Genomic DNA, 15,353 nt, shown 5'->3' with positions numbered 1-15,353 from the left:
CCGGCCGGCCCTGCAATCATTGCCCTGCGGGATCCGGCATGGGAGGACGGGGCGTGTATGATTATATCATTGTCGGCGCCGGTTCGGCTGGCTGCCTGCTCGCCGACCGGCTGAGCGAGGATGGCCGTCAACGCGTCGCACTGATCGAGGCCGGACCGCCGGACCGCAGCCCCGCCATCCACGTCCCGCTCGGTCTCGCGGCCCTTGCACATATGCGCTCCATCAACTGGTCCTTCGAGACAACGCCGCAAGGCGCGCTGAACGGGCGCGCGCTCTACTGGCCACGCGGGCGGACATTGGGCGGCTCCAGTTCGGTCAACGCGATGATTTATATCCGTGGCCATCCCGACGACTACTCGGGCTGGGAGGCGGCGACCGGAAGCGCGCTCTGGGGCTGGGAACGGGCCCGCACCCTCTTCATCGCCGCCGAGAACAATCCGCGCCTCGCCGACAGCCCCGATCATGGCACCGGCGGCAAGCTTACAGTCTCGGATCTGCCTTCGCCCAACCCGGTCAGCCATGCCTTCGTCGAGTCCGGTACGGAGTTAGGCCTCCTGCCCAATGAGGACTTCAATAACGGTGACCAGGAGGGGCTCGGCCTCTACCAGGTCACGCAGCGGCGCGGCAAGCGCTGCTCCTCGGCCCGCGCCCATCTCGGCCCCGCCGCCGGGCGCGCCAATCTCGACATCCTCACCAATAGCCGCGCCACGAAGATCCTGTTCGACGCCCGCCGCGCCGCGGGCCTTGCGCTCCAGACACCGGATGGCCCGCGCGACCTTGCCCTGAAAGCCGGGGGCGAGGTGCTGCTCAGCGCCGGAGCGGTGAACTCGCCGCAACTGCTGATGCTCTCCGGCATCGGCCCCGGCGAAGAGCTTGCGCGCAACGGCGTGGAGGTGCTGCACGACTTTCCGGAGCTGGGACAGAACCTTCAGGACCATCTCGATGTGACGCTGATGCATGGCGCCAACAGCCGGACGCCGCTCGGGCTGGCACTCTCGGCCCTGCCCCGCGGCATCGCCGACAGTTGGCGCTTCGCGACGAAACGGCGGGGAATGCTGACCAGCAATGTCGCCGAGGCGGGCGGATTTGCCCGGTCGGACCCGTCGCGCGACCGGCCGAACCTGCAATTCCACTTCCTGCCCGCCTTCCTCGTTGATCACGGGCGCAGGCTGAAACGTGGCTATGGTTACACGCTGCATGTTTGCGATCTGTTGCCCGAAAGCCGGGGCCGGATCGGGCTCGCCGGCCCGAACCCCTTCGCGGATCCTCTGATCGACCCGGCCTATCTTTCCCATCCGGCCGACATGGACGTCCTCATCCGCGCCTTCCGCATCGCGCAGGCCCTTATGGAGAGCCCGGTCCTCTCGACTCACCGCGCGCGCCGCGTCGCCCCCGCGCGACACCTTGAGACGGAGGACGAGATCATCGCCCATATCCGGGCCCATTCGGAGACGATCTATCACCCGGTCGGCACCTGCCGGATGGGAAAGGATGCCAGTGCCGTGGTCGATCCGACGCTGCGGCTGCGTGGCATCGAAGGGCTGCGGGTGATCGACGCCTCGGTCATGCCGCGCATCCCAGCCGGCAATACCAACGCGCCGGTGATGATGATCGCAGCCAATGCCGCCGATATCCTGCAGGGTCGCGCTGTTCCCTGAGCCTGACCAGTCGCAGCGCGGGACATTCTGCGCGGGCGCGATGTTTTGCCATGTCAATCGGCCCGGATCGGTGCCAGAACATGCGCGATGACAGCAGATCCCGCCGCCGAAATGAGCCCGATCCCCACCGCCCCGCGCCCGTTCAACATCGCCGCCATCGCCCAGGGCGGGCGGCTGCAATATGAGGCGCTGCTGCTGGCCGCCTCGCTGCGTGCCAGTGATCCGAACTTCCCCGGTCGGCTGATCCTGCTGGAGCCGCAACCGGGCGGCGCCTGGCCAGAAGATCCGCGCATCCGCGGCGAAGCCACCCGGGACGCGCTGGCGCGGCTCGGCGCCGAGATCCTTCCCTTCGAGGCAAAGCACTTCGGCGCCGCCTACCCGCAGGGCAACAAAATCGAGGCGCTGGCAGCGCTGCCGCCGGGAGACCCGTTCCTCTTTCTCGACAGCGACACAATGATCACAGGTCCGCTGTCGCAGGTTCGCTTCGATTTCTCCCGCCCCTCCGCCTCGATGCGACGCGAGGGAACATGGCCGGAGATCGAACTCTATGGGCCGGGCTATACCGAGATCTGGAAATCGCTCTACGACCGCTTTGGACTGGATTTCCAAAGCTCGCTCGACCTCTCCCAGCCCGATGAATTCTGGAAACGGTACCTCTATTTCAACGCCGGCTGGTTCTTCCATTCCGATCCGCAGGCTTTCGGTGCGCGGTTCCTCGACTATGCCCGCTCGATCCGCTCCGACCCACCGCCCGAGCTGATCTGCCAGACGCTCGACCCCTGGCTCGACCAGGTCGCTCTGCCTCTTGTGATCCATTCCTTCGGAGGTGGCCGTCCGGGGCCGGACCTGGACGGGCTGGACGGAGATGTGACCTGCCACTGGCGCCTGCTGCCGCTGCTGTTTGCCCGCGAGAGCGACCACGTGGTCGACCTTCTCCAAGAGGTTACGGCGCCGAATTGGATCAAGAAGGCGCTGAAAGAGCATGAGCCTTTCAAACGCATGGTTTATCAGGCCAAGGGCGAGAAGGTTCGGGCGATGTTCGACCGGTCAGACCTGCCCTGGCCGGAGCAGAAACTGCGCAACCGACTCAAGCGGGCAAAGCTCTGGATGCGCTAGGCACCGAACATATTCAATTATTTTGTTTTGTCTTGACCACCAACTGCGCTATGCTTCTCTGCAACGCAAAACGCATCGAAGGAGAAGGCATGCCGAAACTCGTCCGCCTCTATATCCGCCAGGTTCTGATTGGTTACCTGATCTCGGCGGCTTTCGTGTCGCTTTTGATGTGGTTCAACGTGGGCAATCTCTGGCATCTGGTGACGCATACGAGCGGCGGGTGGATCGCGCTCCTGATGCTGTTCATCTTCAATGGGGTGGTCTTCGCGGGTGTTCAGTTCGGCATTTCCATCATGCGCATGGCTGAGGATGACAACGATGCGGGGCGCGGAAAGCGCATCACCTTCGCGACCCCGACCGTGCCGCAGGACGGCCGGGTCGCCGTCCGCACCGCAAACCACAAGACCTGAGTTTCCGAAGCCGGGAGGGACGCGTGCCGCCGAGCAAAGCTCGTGCGGCGGTGGCGCCGCTTGCGCGGCGCGCGCCTGAGGCGCGAAGGAAAGTCGTGGCGGGGACCGTACGCATCCGTAAGGGCGTCTTATTCCCGAGGACCTGTATATACAGGTGGGCGCCAGATAACCGAACCAGGGTCCGGACAGAGCCAGCTCCCTCGGATTTGCTTAAGGCCACTGGAATTGGGCCCCGGCACGAGAAGGACAGATCCGCCAGCGCATGACATAGGTGGCGGCGAGAGATCCGGCAAGGGGTCACACTGTTTTTTCGGGTGACAGGTCCGGAGCATTGGTCCGCAGCCGCCCCAGATGCGAGTCCCATCCCTCGTCCAGCGCCAGCACGAGCCCGAAGCCGGCTTCTCCCTCCGGCAAGCCGGAATGGACCAGCGACAGCCGCGTTCCGCCGGGCACCGCCTCGAGCGTCCAGGCAACCCGTGTGGCATGCCCCTGAAGCGGCGCTATCTCGAACGTGTATTCCAGGTAGTCATGCGGTCTTGCCGAGATCACCTCGCCCCACATGAGGCGTTCGCCGCTCTGGGTGCCGAACATCTCGTAGCTGGTCCCCTCGCCCAGTGGCACGGCAGGCTTGTGAAACCAGGCCGCGAGCTTTTCCGGATCGGTCAGGAACGCCCAGACGCGGGCCTTGTCCGCCGGCAGGAAGATGGTCTTGTTCAATGTAATCTCAGTCATGTCCTGTCCTCTTCAATGGCAGTGCGCAGGGCTGCGAGACGGTCGTCCCAGAAGGCGTCGAAGGACGACAGCCAGTCCAGCACCGGAGCCATGCCGTAAGGGTTGAAACTGTTGATGCGTTCGCGCCCCTCCGGGCGCACCGTGATCAGCCCGCCATCAGACAACACCGTCAGGTGTTTCTTGACCGCGGCGCGGGTCATGTCGAAATTCTCCGCGACCTGCGCAATGGTCATCTCTTGGCCCCGTAGCATCAACAGGATGTCACGGCGCGTCGGATCGGCCAGAGCCCGGAAGGCGGCTTGCGATTGCGGAATCATGGTCCTCCCCATTGTGATACCATTTGGTATCTAAACAATGCGATACCAAATGGTATCATGTCAAGAGGCAGCTTTCCATTGCCATATGTTCACGTATTGTTCACAATGCCCGCATGACTGACACCACTTCTCAAACAGACTTGATGATGCCCGGCCAGTTGTTGGCCCGCGGCACCTGCCGTTTCCTGGCCAGCCTCGGCTTTGTCACCGTCGAGGAGTTGGTCCCGACCCCCGGTCTGCGGGTCGATGTCATGGCGCTTGGACCGAAGGGAGAGATTTGGATCGTCGAGTGCAAATCCAGCCGTGCGGATTATGCCTCGGACCACAAGTGGCAGGGCTATCTCGAATGGTGCGACCGGTTTTTCTGGGCCGTGGACGGTGCCTTCCCAACCGAGTTGCTTCCCGAAGATACGGGTCTTGTGATCGCCGACGCGTATGATGCCGAGATCTTGCGCATGAGCCCCGAGACGAAACTCGCGGGGGCGCGACGCAAGGTGCTGACCCAGAAATTTGCCCGCCACGCCGCCCGGCGACTGCAGGCGCTGCGCGATCCCGGCGTCCGGGCTCTGGTGGACAGCGACGACTAGCGATGCCCCGCTGTCAACGAGACCGATCGCTGTCAGGTCAGCCCTTTTTCCGACCGCCCTTGCCAGATTTTCCGGCCTGGCGCGCCTGTTCGGCCGCCGCACGCAACTCTTCCGCGATCTCTTCTGCCTCTTCGGGGTCGAAATCGAGCGGCAATTCGAGCCCGTCGCCCTCGACATAGATTCGCACCATGCCGAGCGTGGTCGGACCGATCTGAAGATTTGCGGAGATATCGCTTTGCTTGTCGATGCTCATCCAAAGGCTCCCTGAAAGATCCCGATTGCCTAGCGCGCCAACGGCAGATGAGCAAGAGGCGCCGGATTCCCTTCCTGCAACGCCTGCATCGGCATTTTCCCGAATATTCCATCGCAAGGACGCAGCTTGGGGCTTGCGCCCTGCGCAGGCTCACGGTAAATCACCGTCCTGTGCCGCCTTAGCTCAGTTGGTTAGAGCGCTTGATTGTGGATCAAGAGGTCCCTGGTTCGAGACCAGGAGGTGGTACCATCTAAATCAACCAGTTTCAGAATACCGACGCGAGTCTCGGAAAGTATTGTCTCGGCTATACTTGGGAACCCGTGAGGCGCCACTGGTTCCGGCCCTCCGGCGAGTGGATTGGAGGTCGACCCTCTGACACTGGCTGGACAGGACTGGGCGGCGCCAGACCAAAGCACGATTTCCCGTCATAGAATAATCTGAAAGCTCGGATCATCCACCGAGGCGACGAAAGACCGTCGAACAGTCTCGTTGATCGTGCCGGGATCACGAAATGGGTGAGTGACCTCACGGGGGTCGTTGTAGCCCAATAAATGCGTGGCGGGTTCGAGCCCGCCGGCGCCAATCATTGCCCGAGACGCTGAGGCTATCAATCCTGTGCGCTGGAACGGACGATAGTGGAAAAAGGACGGTCCCGTCGCCAAGCCTCGCAGCACGACAACTCGCGCGTCACGCCGCTTCGGCAGGTCGCACTGGAAATGAGGAAGCGGGTACCACATCCGAACTTGTGCAGAAGCCAGGGCGCGATGTCTCGAATCATTCGGTGACCGTATTCTGGCGAGACACCCGGACCGGCAGACCGCCTCTATCCACATCCGTATCCTTTTCAGGGTTTTATGAGCCGGTGGCGTTGCCTTGCTCGCTCATGGATCGCTTCTCAGCCCTCGGAATGGCTGAGATCTTTGGTGTTGAATGACGCCGTCGGAGACAGGCAAGGCTCAACCTGAGCATCAATTGCGCAACACCGCGGTTCGATGCCTTCGTCACCCAAGACAGCGCTGATAATCGAGCCTTCCGAAGGGATCTGCCTGCAATCTCCTCAATCCGGAGGATTGGTGGACAGGGCGATCCCACCCACATCTTTGCGTTGGTGCCTCTCAAGCTCGAGATTTCCGGCCTCCTGCGCAAGATGACACCAGCGGGCGCCAATCCCGGTGGAGATACTGGACAGCGCTTGCATCCACCGCTAGGAGGCAATCGGTCCGAGGTTCATGTTCAACGGGCTGCGAACCGTGCAGCCGCACCCAAATGTCGTGGAACCAGCGAGCGAAACCATGCGTTATCACCCCGAAATCGATGGCCTTCGGGCATTGGCCGTCACGTCGGTTCTTGTTTACCACGCGGATGTTGCCGGGATATCTGGAGGTTTCACCGGTGTTGATGTCTTTTTCGTCATTTCCGGGTACCTGATCTCCGGCATCCTGTTCTCCGAGCTTTCCAGAACCGGAAGCATCGATTTCGTGAACTTCTGGGCGCGACGGACGCGACGGCTTCTTCCTTCGGCCATTCTCGTAATCGTTGCATCCATATTGGTCGCCCGGCATGTCCTGTCCGACCTTTCCATGGCCTATAGCGGGCGCGATGCTATCTACGCGGCGCTCTACCTTATCAACTGGCAGAAACTGATTTCCGCCATCGACTATTTCAATGACGAGAGCGGTGCCGGGCTGTTCATCCATTACTGGTCGCTGGCGGTTGAGGAACAGTTCTACATCTTCCTGTCACTGGTCTTTCTGTTCGTCATGACAGCGTCGCGCCGCTTCAATGCCACGCACCGCCAGGAGAAGATCGCGATCTGGGCAATCGCGCTGCTTGGCCTGATTTCCTTCCTCATCAACGTTGTTGTCGCAAACACGACGCAACCGGTGGCTTTCTTCGGAACGCATGCACGGATCTGGCAACTCGCGGCGGGCGCGATCGTCTACTTTCTCGTCAATTTCGACCTGACGATGTCGGCCCGCGCCCGGCACGTCGCGGCGTGGTCCGGGCTGGCGTTGATGGTCGGCGCAATGGTGCTTCTCGACAGCGAGCTGAATTATCCCGGTATCTACGCTGTCGCGCCAACCCTTGGGGCGGCGCTTTTCATCCTCGCAGGGGGGAAGGAAGATTCGACGACCGATCAGGGGCGCCGACCGCTTCCGGTAAAGTTCTTTTCCTTCGCCGCACCTGTTCTCGTGGGCAAGATCTCCTATGCCCTTTACCTGTGGCACTGGCCGGTTTTCTATCTGTATCAGGCGTATTTCGAGACGTGGGGCGCGGTCGACAAGGTGATCGCGATCCTGATCACCGGATGTCTCTCCTACCTGAGCTTTCACCTGGTCGAGAATCCCGTGCGCCGCAGCCTCTGGCTGGGCGCCCGCCCAATGACAAGCCTCACCTCGGCCGTCGCGATCACGATCATTACGTGCGGCGCGCTCTTCATGCTGCAGTCGCACTACACGCAAGGACGCATCATCCTGGCGAGCGGCGCCATTTATGACCCGGCCAAAGTCCGTCTGGACAAGGGGTTGATCTACGAGGTGGGCTGTCACACGGCCCAGAAGGCGACAACCTACGAGGACTGCATTTTCGGCGATACCGACAGCTCTCGTAAGATGTTTCTGGTCGGCGACAGTCACGCCGCGCATTGGTTTCCGACGATGGCGGACTACGCTGCCACGCATGGATACGCCCTTTACAGCCGAACCAAGAGCGCGTGTATCGGCATAGACGTTCCCACCTGGAACTCGCTCATGAAACGGGAGTATCATGAATGCGCGGAATGGCGCGGCGCGGTTCACGCCGAGATAGAACGCGAAAATGCGGATGTCGTCGTCCTGGCAAACAGTTCATCGGCGCGGGTCTATATGCCCGAGACGGGCGAGAAGGCATCCGCGGAAGATAGTGCGGCACTTCTGGCTGCCGCCGAAACGCGCTTTGTCGAACAGATGCTGGCGCATGGCACCAAGGTTGTCCTGATGTCGGACATGCCTTGGTTTCCGTCGGATCCGCTCGACTGCCTGATCGAGAATCCGCGCGCCAACGAGAATTGCAATTCGCCACAAGATGAAAGCTGGTTGCCCCTGCGCTCTCCGTGGTCTCCGGACGTCGTCGATTGGGATGACCAGCTTTTGTTGGTCGATTTCAAGGACAATGTCTGTTCAGAGCTCGAATGCGCCGTCGCCAACGACGAGATGGTAATGTTCAGAGATCGCCATCACATGACGGCGACCTACGCCGCAACGCTCTCATCAGAGCTGGCGTCGGTTCTCAACGGGTTTCTGGAAACGCCTGCATCGGACAGCAAATAGGTCCCACACTCAAAGTTGGACATTTTGGTTTGGCCCCGTGAAACCGGGACGGTACGTTTGCCGGGTGCAGGAAGCAGCGGATGGTTCGAAAGCAGCTCTCGGACAGGGTCATCCTGAAGCAGACCTGCGGATGGCGTGTCGTGCTGGCGGCGTCCGGTATGCGACCTGTGACAACTAGAGTCATCGGCTTTAACGCGCGGTGGAAAAAATCCGAGGTCGGACTGGAACTCGACGAGTTCATCCACCTGGGAAGCCCGACTGTCCGAACGCCGTGAGAGGAGGCTGACATGGCTTTCGAGAGGCACATTGCTGTCTGCGAGCATGGGACGACCGCTGCATGAGACGGAAGCATCTGCATCCTGTCTACCCAGATCATTGGCAAAGCAGCGCGGTCGCGGACGTGCATTGAAGCAAGCAAGCCTTGGTAGCTATGCCGTGCCGGCCTCGATCAACGCGGCTTCGAGCCGGCCGATTCCGTCGCCCAAGGATGCTCTCGACCCCGCTGGTTCAGGGGCGAACTCAAACACGACCCGCCCCGGAGCCTTGGACAGGACAACAACGCGCCCAGCCATCTGCAACGCTTCGCGCGGGTCATGGGTCACGATAACCGCCGAGGCGTTCTGGCGCTCAAGATACTCGCGCAACACGGCACGCATGTCCTTCGCCAGTCCCATGTCCAGCGCCGCAAAGGGCTCGTCGAGCAAAAGCAGGTCCGGCCGGCCGACAAGGGTCCGCGCCAGGGCCACGCGCTGGCGCATCCCACCGGAAAGCTGGCGTGGGAACTTGCCGAGATCTTCTGGTGCGAGCGCAAGCGTTTCGAGCATGTCCCGGGCGCGTCCGCTCCGGGTTTCGGCCGGCACACCGTCGCCCTTGAGGGCGAAGGCGACATTGTCGAGCGCTGTCCGCCAGGGCAACAGCCGCGGCTCCTGGAACATGAGGGTCGGTCTTTGGCCATCGCATTGCAGCATTCCACGGTTCGGCTGCAGGAGACCGACGATCAGGGCAAGCAGGCTGCTCTTGCCGCAGCCCGACGGCCCCATCACCGCCAGCACTTCGCCCCGTCGCAAGCATAGCGAAACGGAGTCGAGGATCGGACGATCACCCCGATCAAATCCAAGGCCCTCGGCGGACAGGACGAAATCTGCGCCGGTTCCGGTCATGGAGCCCCCGTTTCCTCGCTGTCCCGCCAGAGCTCCGCACGGCGCTGCAAGCGGCGCAGCAAAGCCTGGTCCACGACAACAAGTACCGTCACCACAACAACGATCCAGGCCATGGTCTCAGCCGTGTCGACTCGCGCACGCGCAGCGGCGAGTCCGTCGCCAATGCCGCCTGAGCCGGACAGCAACTCGGCCATGACGGCGATCTTCCAGGACAGTCCCAGCGCCGTCGCAAGGGCCGGGAAGAGATACCCGACCATATGCGGCCCATGGACATCCCGAAACATCGCGCCCGGCGGCGTACGGTAGGCGCGCGCCATCTGTGCCAGATCGCCATCCAGACTCCGCGCGCCCTGCGTCGCGGCGGCGAAGACGACGGGGCCGGTTGCCACGGCAACGGTGAAGATCACTGCCCAACCGCCTCCAAACCAGAGCAGCGCCAGGACGATCCAGGCGATGGCGGGGATACCGAGCAGGATCACCGAGACCGGTTGCAAGGCCTGTCGAACCGGCGTGCGCAGCCCTGCCAGAACTCCGAGCCCCCCCCCAATGATCGCACCGATCCCCCATCCCAGGCTGGCGTGAAAGGTTGTCGTGGAAAGTGCCGGCCCGACCAGTCCCTGCCGGGTGAGACGCAGCAGGGCAGCGAAAGTGTCATCCAGCCCGGGCAGGACGAGCGACCCATAGCGCCGATGCCCCAACTCCCACAGCAAGAGCAACGCACCGATGCCGAGGGCGCCAAACAGGAGCCCCGAGAATCGCACTTTCCCGCGCGACACGCCGATCAGCCCCAATAGAAGCCCGCATCGGGCAGCTTGCCACCGACGATCCCCGGATCGAGGCTCATCAGATGGGTGAAATAGGTCTCGATATCGGCCCGGGCCTCCTGCGCCGTGGCCACATCGAGATGCACATACGGCAGGGATCGCGCGATCAGCGGTGCCGGCAAGGGAAGCTGCGCGCTGGCCAGCACGCCGGCCGCCTCGGGGTCGGCAAGCGCCCATTTGCCGGCTTCGACACAGGCCGCGTGGGCGGTGGAGACGATCTCGGGATGCGCGTCGAGGAAGTCCGGATTGACCGCCAGCCCGACTTGCGGAATGCGCGGGCCGCGCCCGGTATGAGCGCCGTAGATCTCCGTCACGTCCAGCGCCCGGAAGAGCGGCAGGCCCGCTGCCTCCGCCCGCGCCAGCGCCGCCGTCGCCGCGGGTTCATGCATCACGGCGACATCCCCGCGACCGGACAGATAGAGCGGTACGGCCTCTCCCGGCGACCCGACATAATCCAGTTTGACATCCTTGTCCGGGTTCAGCCCGGACCATTTCAGGATCAGGCGGAAGAGCAGGTCCGGCGCCTCGTTCTTGTTGGAAAGCAAGATCTTGCGACCCGCAAGGTCCTCGATCCGCGAAATGCTCTCATCGCGGGACATGATGTAGAGCACACCCCAGGTCACGACGTTGACCATCACCGTCCCGGCGCCCCGATTGTAGAAATTCGCCGCCGCGTAGGTCGAGGTGGCGAAGAGCTTGAAGTCGCCGGTGGCGATGCCGGCGCGCATCTGGTCGGTGCTCTTCCAGATGTCGAATTTTGCCCCTGGCGCGACCTTCTCCAGCGCGCCGGAGGCCACAGCATGGGCAAAGACCGCCGAGGGCGTGGCCGGGATACCCCAGAGAGTCAGCGGCTCGACCGGCGCCGCAGTGGCGCGCGCAAGCCAGGGCGCGGAAAGCCCCGTGCCCAAGATGCCTCCGAGCGCGGCGCGCCGGGTGAGCCTGGATGTCGTCAAATCGTCCTCCTGTCGCGCGAGCGGAGCAGGCCACCCTGCCCCGCCTTCTATTCCGCCGCCTCCGACCGTTCGGTCAATAGACGATGGTGCTCATTTTCAGATCGTCCCAGATCTCCTTGACCGTATGCTCCATCTCGCGGCGCCGATCGGTATAGGAGGTGTGGAGCAGCTCATGCGCCTTGCCCGAATTGGGCTCGCCAAGGAAGTCGCGATAGAGCGCCTGAACCTGCTGGTTCTTGTGCGACTGGCGCACATTCGCCTTGCGGTCGACATTGTAGATCGTGTCGCGTCGGGCCATCGCAAGCGGCAGGTAGGCCTTCTTGGAGCGCAGCGACCCGCCGCCATCGACGCAACCGCCCGGACAGGCCATGACCTCGATGAAATCGAAATCCGCTTCGCCAGAGCGCACTGCCTCGACCAACGCCCGCGTGTCGCCGAGCCCGTGGACCATGGCCACCTTCACCTCGCCAACCGGCCCGCCAAGATCGACCGTCGCCGAGCGCACGCCCTCGAAGCCGCGCAGCTGTTCCAGCTCCACGTTTTCCAGCTCCTTGCCGTTCACCACGGCATAGATCGTGCGGACAGCCGCCTCCATCACGCCGCCCGTGGTGCCGAAGATCGCGCCCGCGCCGGAATACTCGCTCATATAGGGGTCGTCGAAACTCGACGGCTCCAACTTTGGCAAATCGATCCCCTCGCGCCGCAACATGCGGGCAAATTCGCGCGTGGTCAGCACGACATCGGTTTCCGGCACGCCCTCCTCGATTTGAAGCTGGGGCCGGGTCGCCTCGTCCTTCTTGGCGATGCAGGGCATGATCGAGATCACCCGCATCTTCGAAGGATCGACGCCCATCTTCTCCGGCAGATAGGTTTTGGCGACGCGTGAGAGCACCTGCTGCGGCGATTTCGTGGAAGACAACAGCGGCAGGATGTCCGGGAAATGGATCTCGGCATAGTTGATCCAGGCCGGGCAGCAGGAGGTGAAGGTCGGCCGGCGGCCCTCCTTGAGGCGCCCGAGCAGCTCGGTGCCTTCCTCCATGATCACCACATCGGCGGCGAAATTGGTGTCGAGCACCACGTCCACGCCGATCTTGCGTGCCGCCGAGATGATATGCCCCTCGACATTGGAGCCCGCCGGCATACCGAATTCCTCGCCGAAGGCGACGCGCACGGCGGGGGCGAACTGCATCACCGTCACTGTCTCCGGGTCACAGATATAGTCTAGCGCCCGCTCGACCTCGTCGCGCTCGCCCAATGCTCCGGTCGGACAGACCAGCACGCATTGACCGCAATTGACGCAGATCGAGTTGAGCTGGTCAGAGCCGTTGCGCAAGGCGACGAAACGGTCGATGCCGGTGCCTTCCATGACCAGCGCGTCCACCTTCTGGTGATAGCGGCAGACGGCCACGCAGCGCTGGCAGCGCACGCAGCGTTGCATGTCGCGGATCAATGCCGGCGAAGAGCAGTCCACTTCGCGCGCCAGCGTCCGTTCGCGGTCAAAGAAGCGGTTCTCTGTCAGGCCGACGAATTGCGCCAGATCCTGTAGCTCGCAATCGCCGTGGCGCACGCAGGTCGCGCAATCCTGCAAATGGTCGGCCATCAGCAGTTCGACCTGGAGCCGCTGCATGTCCCGCACCTTGCGGCTCTTGGTGTCGACCACCATCCCGTCGCGGACGGGCGTGTTGCAAGAGGTCACCGTCTGGTGCTTCTTGCGGCCCTCCTGAAGGATGTCGACGACGCAGACGCGACAGGTGCCGGGCGTGTGGTCGATATCGTCCATCTCGCAGAGCGTCGGGATATAGATCTCATGGCGCCGCGCGCATTGCAGGATCGGCTCGTTCGGAAAACCCTTGCAAGGCTGGCTGTTGATGGTGAGCGCGATGGTTGCCTCGGCGGCGTCGCGGTCGGCATGAATGTCGAGATCGGTGCACATGTCAGGCCGCTCCTTCCGGGATGGATTGCCGGGTGACGACGGAATAGATCCGGTAGCACCGCATGCAGCGCTGCGATTCCTTGTAGGCCTCGGCCTCGGAAATCGTCTGTTCCACCTCCCGGAACATCTTCTTGCGTAAGTCCGGATCTAGTTCCGGGTTGTGGACCCGGTAAGCGTTGCGCACCGGCGGTTCGTTCACGTCGCGGCCGAGGAACTTGTTGTCGTTGATCAGGTCCCGCATCCGCGACCGCTTGAAGAAGCGCGGCGTGCCGAGCTGGATCCAGTCATCGATCGAGCGCGCGGCCTTGAGACCGGCGGCCATGGCATAGATCAGCGTCGAGGGGCCGGTGACGCAATCGCCGCCCGCGAAGACGCCCGGACGCGAGGTCGAGAGCCCGTCGCCGGCCTTCACGCATTGCCACTTGTCGAGCGCAATCCCGTCGCCCTCCATCACATGCCCGTCCTCGACCTTCTGGCCGATGGCGGCGATGAAGTGATCACAGGGCATGGTGAACTCGGAGCCGGGAATGGCGCGCACATTGCGCCGCCCGCTCTCGTCCGGTTCGGTCTGTTCCATGCGGACCAGCTCGACCCCGGTGACCTTGCCATTCTCGGTGATCAGTCGGGTTGGGTTGCACAGCGTGTGGAAGAAGATGTCCTCGTCATCGGCCGCGACGATCTCCTCGTGATCGGCCGGCATGTCCTCGCGGGTCCGCCGGTAGATCACATGAACATTGTCGGCGCCAAGCCGGATGGCGGAGCGGACGCAATCCATCGCCACGTTGCCGCCGCCCACGACCACGACCTCGCCCTTGAGGTTCAACGGCGCGATCTCGTCGACATGGTCATGCACCTTCAGCAGGAAATCGATGCCGCTATGATAGCCGTCCCGCGCAATCTCCTCGCCCTCGATGCCAAGCGGCGTGCCCTGCTGGCAGCCCAGCCCAAGGAAGACCGCCTTGTAGCCTTGCCGGAACAGGTCATCGATGGAGAAATCCTGCCCGAGTGTCTGCCCGAAGAGGAAGCGACCACCGAGATCGACGATGATGTCGGTCTCCATCGCCAGCGTATCCTTGGGCAGCCGGTAGGAGGGAATGCCGATCTGCGCCATGCCGCCGGCCTGGTCCGCCTTCTCGAAAACGTCGACCTTGTAGCCGTGCAGGAGCAGGTGATAGGCGCAGGAGATCCCCGCCGGCCCTGCCCCGATCACCGCAACCTTCATGCTGTCATCGAGTGGCCGCTGGATCATGTCTCGGGTGAATTTCAGCGCATTCGGGCCTTTCTGCTGGTCGGCCACGAAGCGCTTGAGCGTCTTGATACCGACCGCCTCGTCAACGAATTTCCGCTGGCAGGCCATCTCGCAATAGCGCACGCAGACGCGGCCACAGGTGGCCGCCATCGGGTATTTCTGCAAGAGCACGCCGAGCGAGCTCTCCGGTTTGCCGTCGCGGATATAGTCGATATAGCGCGGCACGTTGACCTTGGAGGGGCAAGCCTCGATGCAGGGCGCGGTCATGTAGGCCATGCCGTGCTGGGCACGGATCGGGCGATGATCGGCAACCTCGGCCTCGATCTTTTCTCGGAAATTGCTCAACACGTCGAGCAACGACACCGCGCAGGTCCGCCCCAACCCGCAGAGCGAGGTCTCGCGCATCTGTTCGCCCAGCATCTCGATCTCGTCAAAGTCGAGATCGGCGTCGAGCCCGCGGCGCATCTTGTCGAGCGCATCGCGCACCAGCACCGTGCCCATGCGGCAAGGCGTGCAGGCGCCACAGCTCTGCTCGGCGGCCTTGTTCATGTAGTGAAACAGCCCGTCGACAAGGCTCACACTCTCGTCGAAGACGAAGAATCCGCGATCCCCGAAAAAGGCGCGTATATCGTTGCCCTCGTCGAATTGTCCGAAATTCTTCAGATCGGGCAGCGGGTTGCCGCCCTCGCTCTCCTGGCCGTCTTGAACGACCCCATCCCAAACGCCATAGACCACCTGTGTCATACGGCTTCCTCCCATGTCTACACATGCAGGCAAACCGCGCGGGCGTGGTTTCGCCAGCATTCCGGATCCGGGTCGCACCGAACCGTGAGGACCGATACCGACATATCTG

At 62.9% G+C, this 15,353-nt stretch carries 13 protein-coding genes, 1 tRNA gene and 1 pseudogene; 7 read left to right on the top strand and 8 right to left on the bottom strand.

The annotated features are described in order from the left end of the window. The first annotated feature begins 53 nt into the window (after positions 1–53). The 3 genes from R3X27_RS10935 (at position 54) to R3X27_RS10925 (ending at position 3,184) form a co-directional block, all read left to right on the top strand. A complete protein-coding gene (locus R3X27_RS10935; protein WP_317708891.1) occupies positions 54–1,658 on the top strand; it encodes a GMC family oxidoreductase in 1,605 nt (534 codons plus the stop codon). Between the two features lie 87 nt (positions 1,659–1,745). Then, a complete protein-coding gene (locus tag R3X27_RS10930; protein ID WP_411572484.1) occupies positions 1,746–2,774 on the top strand; it encodes a hypothetical protein in 1,029 nt (342 codons plus the stop codon). Between the two features lie 89 nt (positions 2,775–2,863). After that, complete coding sequence (locus R3X27_RS10925; RefSeq protein WP_317708890.1) at positions 2,864–3,184, top strand: hypothetical protein; 321 nt, start codon at positions 2,864–2,866, stop codon at positions 3,182–3,184. Positions 3,185–3,481: 297 nt separating this feature from the next. Here R3X27_RS10925 and R3X27_RS10920 read toward each other — a convergent pair whose 3' ends face one another. After that, positions 3,482–3,916 carry an SRPBCC domain-containing protein gene (locus tag R3X27_RS10920; protein WP_317708889.1) on the bottom strand — a complete coding sequence of 145 codons (435 nt, stop codon included), beginning with the start codon at positions 3,914–3,916 and terminating at the stop codon, positions 3,482–3,484. Then, positions 3,913–4,233: a metalloregulator ArsR/SmtB family transcription factor gene (locus tag R3X27_RS10915; protein WP_317708888.1), complete on the bottom strand. Its 321-nt coding sequence runs from the start codon at positions 4,231–4,233 to the stop codon at positions 3,913–3,915. The genes R3X27_RS10920 and R3X27_RS10915 overlap by 4 nt, the downstream gene beginning before the upstream one ends. Positions 4,234–4,346: 113 nt before the next feature. Here R3X27_RS10915 and R3X27_RS10910 point away from each other — a divergent pair, with 113 nt between their 5' ends. Next, positions 4,347–4,820, top strand: a complete 474-nt coding sequence (locus R3X27_RS10910) for an MmcB family DNA repair protein (protein ID WP_317708887.1) — start codon at positions 4,347–4,349, stop codon at positions 4,818–4,820. Positions 4,821–4,857: 37 nt separating this feature from the next. On the opposite strand, the gene R3X27_RS10905 is transcribed toward R3X27_RS10910, so the two are convergent. Continuing rightward, a complete protein-coding gene (locus R3X27_RS10905) occupies positions 4,858–5,073 on the bottom strand; it encodes a DUF6324 family protein (RefSeq protein ID WP_317708886.1) in 216 nt (71 codons plus the stop codon). Positions 5,074–5,245: 172 nt separating this feature from the next. Between R3X27_RS10905 and R3X27_RS10900 the strand changes: the two genes are divergently transcribed. The 3 genes and pseudogenes from R3X27_RS10900 (at position 5,246) to R3X27_RS10890 (ending at position 8,381) form a co-directional block, all read left to right on the top strand. Further along, positions 5,246–5,322: transfer RNA gene (locus R3X27_RS10900), tRNA-His, on the top strand. 327 nt (positions 5,323–5,649) lie between these two features. Beyond that, positions 5,650–5,931 (top strand): annotated as a pseudogene (locus R3X27_RS10895) (IS5/IS1182 family transposase); the annotation flags it as partial. A gap of 434 nt (positions 5,932–6,365) precedes the next feature. Next, a complete protein-coding gene (locus R3X27_RS10890; protein WP_317708885.1) occupies positions 6,366–8,381 on the top strand; it encodes an acyltransferase family protein in 2,016 nt (671 codons plus the stop codon). A gap of 428 nt (positions 8,382–8,809) precedes the next feature. Here the strand turns inward: R3X27_RS10890 and R3X27_RS10885 are convergent, their stop codons facing one another. The 5 genes from R3X27_RS10885 to R3X27_RS10865 form a co-directional block, all read right to left on the bottom strand. Then, positions 8,810–9,541: an ABC transporter ATP-binding protein gene (locus tag R3X27_RS10885; protein WP_317708884.1), complete on the bottom strand. Its 732-nt coding sequence runs from the start codon at positions 9,539–9,541 to the stop codon at positions 8,810–8,812. After that, positions 9,538–10,317: an ABC transporter permease gene (locus R3X27_RS10880; RefSeq protein ID WP_317708883.1), complete on the bottom strand. Its 780-nt coding sequence runs from the start codon at positions 10,315–10,317 to the stop codon at positions 9,538–9,540. The genes R3X27_RS10885 and R3X27_RS10880 overlap by 4 nt, the downstream gene beginning before the upstream one ends. Positions 10,318–10,322: 5 nt before the next feature. Beyond that, positions 10,323–11,318 carry an ABC transporter substrate-binding protein gene (locus R3X27_RS10875; RefSeq protein ID WP_317708882.1) on the bottom strand — a complete coding sequence of 332 codons (996 nt, stop codon included), beginning with the start codon at positions 11,316–11,318 and terminating at the stop codon, positions 10,323–10,325. Positions 11,319–11,391: 73 nt separating this feature from the next. Continuing rightward, a complete protein-coding gene (locus tag R3X27_RS10870) occupies positions 11,392–13,251 on the bottom strand; it encodes a [FeFe] hydrogenase, group A (RefSeq protein ID WP_317708881.1) in 1,860 nt (619 codons plus the stop codon). Between the two features lies 1 nt (position 13,252). Further along, the gene (locus tag R3X27_RS10865; RefSeq protein WP_317708880.1) at positions 13,253–15,244 is read right to left on the bottom strand and encodes an FAD-dependent oxidoreductase; all 1,992 of its coding nucleotides are present in this window, start codon (positions 15,242–15,244) and stop codon (positions 13,253–13,255) included. Positions 15,245–15,353: the final 109 nt, after the last annotated feature.

Origin of the sequence: Tropicimonas sp. TH_r6, assembly GCF_033101155.1 — a bacterium.
Taxonomy (GTDB): Bacteria; Pseudomonadota; Alphaproteobacteria; order Rhodobacterales; family Rhodobacteraceae; genus Tropicimonas.
Note: the sequence above shows the minus strand (reverse complement) of the source record. Positions and strands in the feature narration are given on the sequence as shown.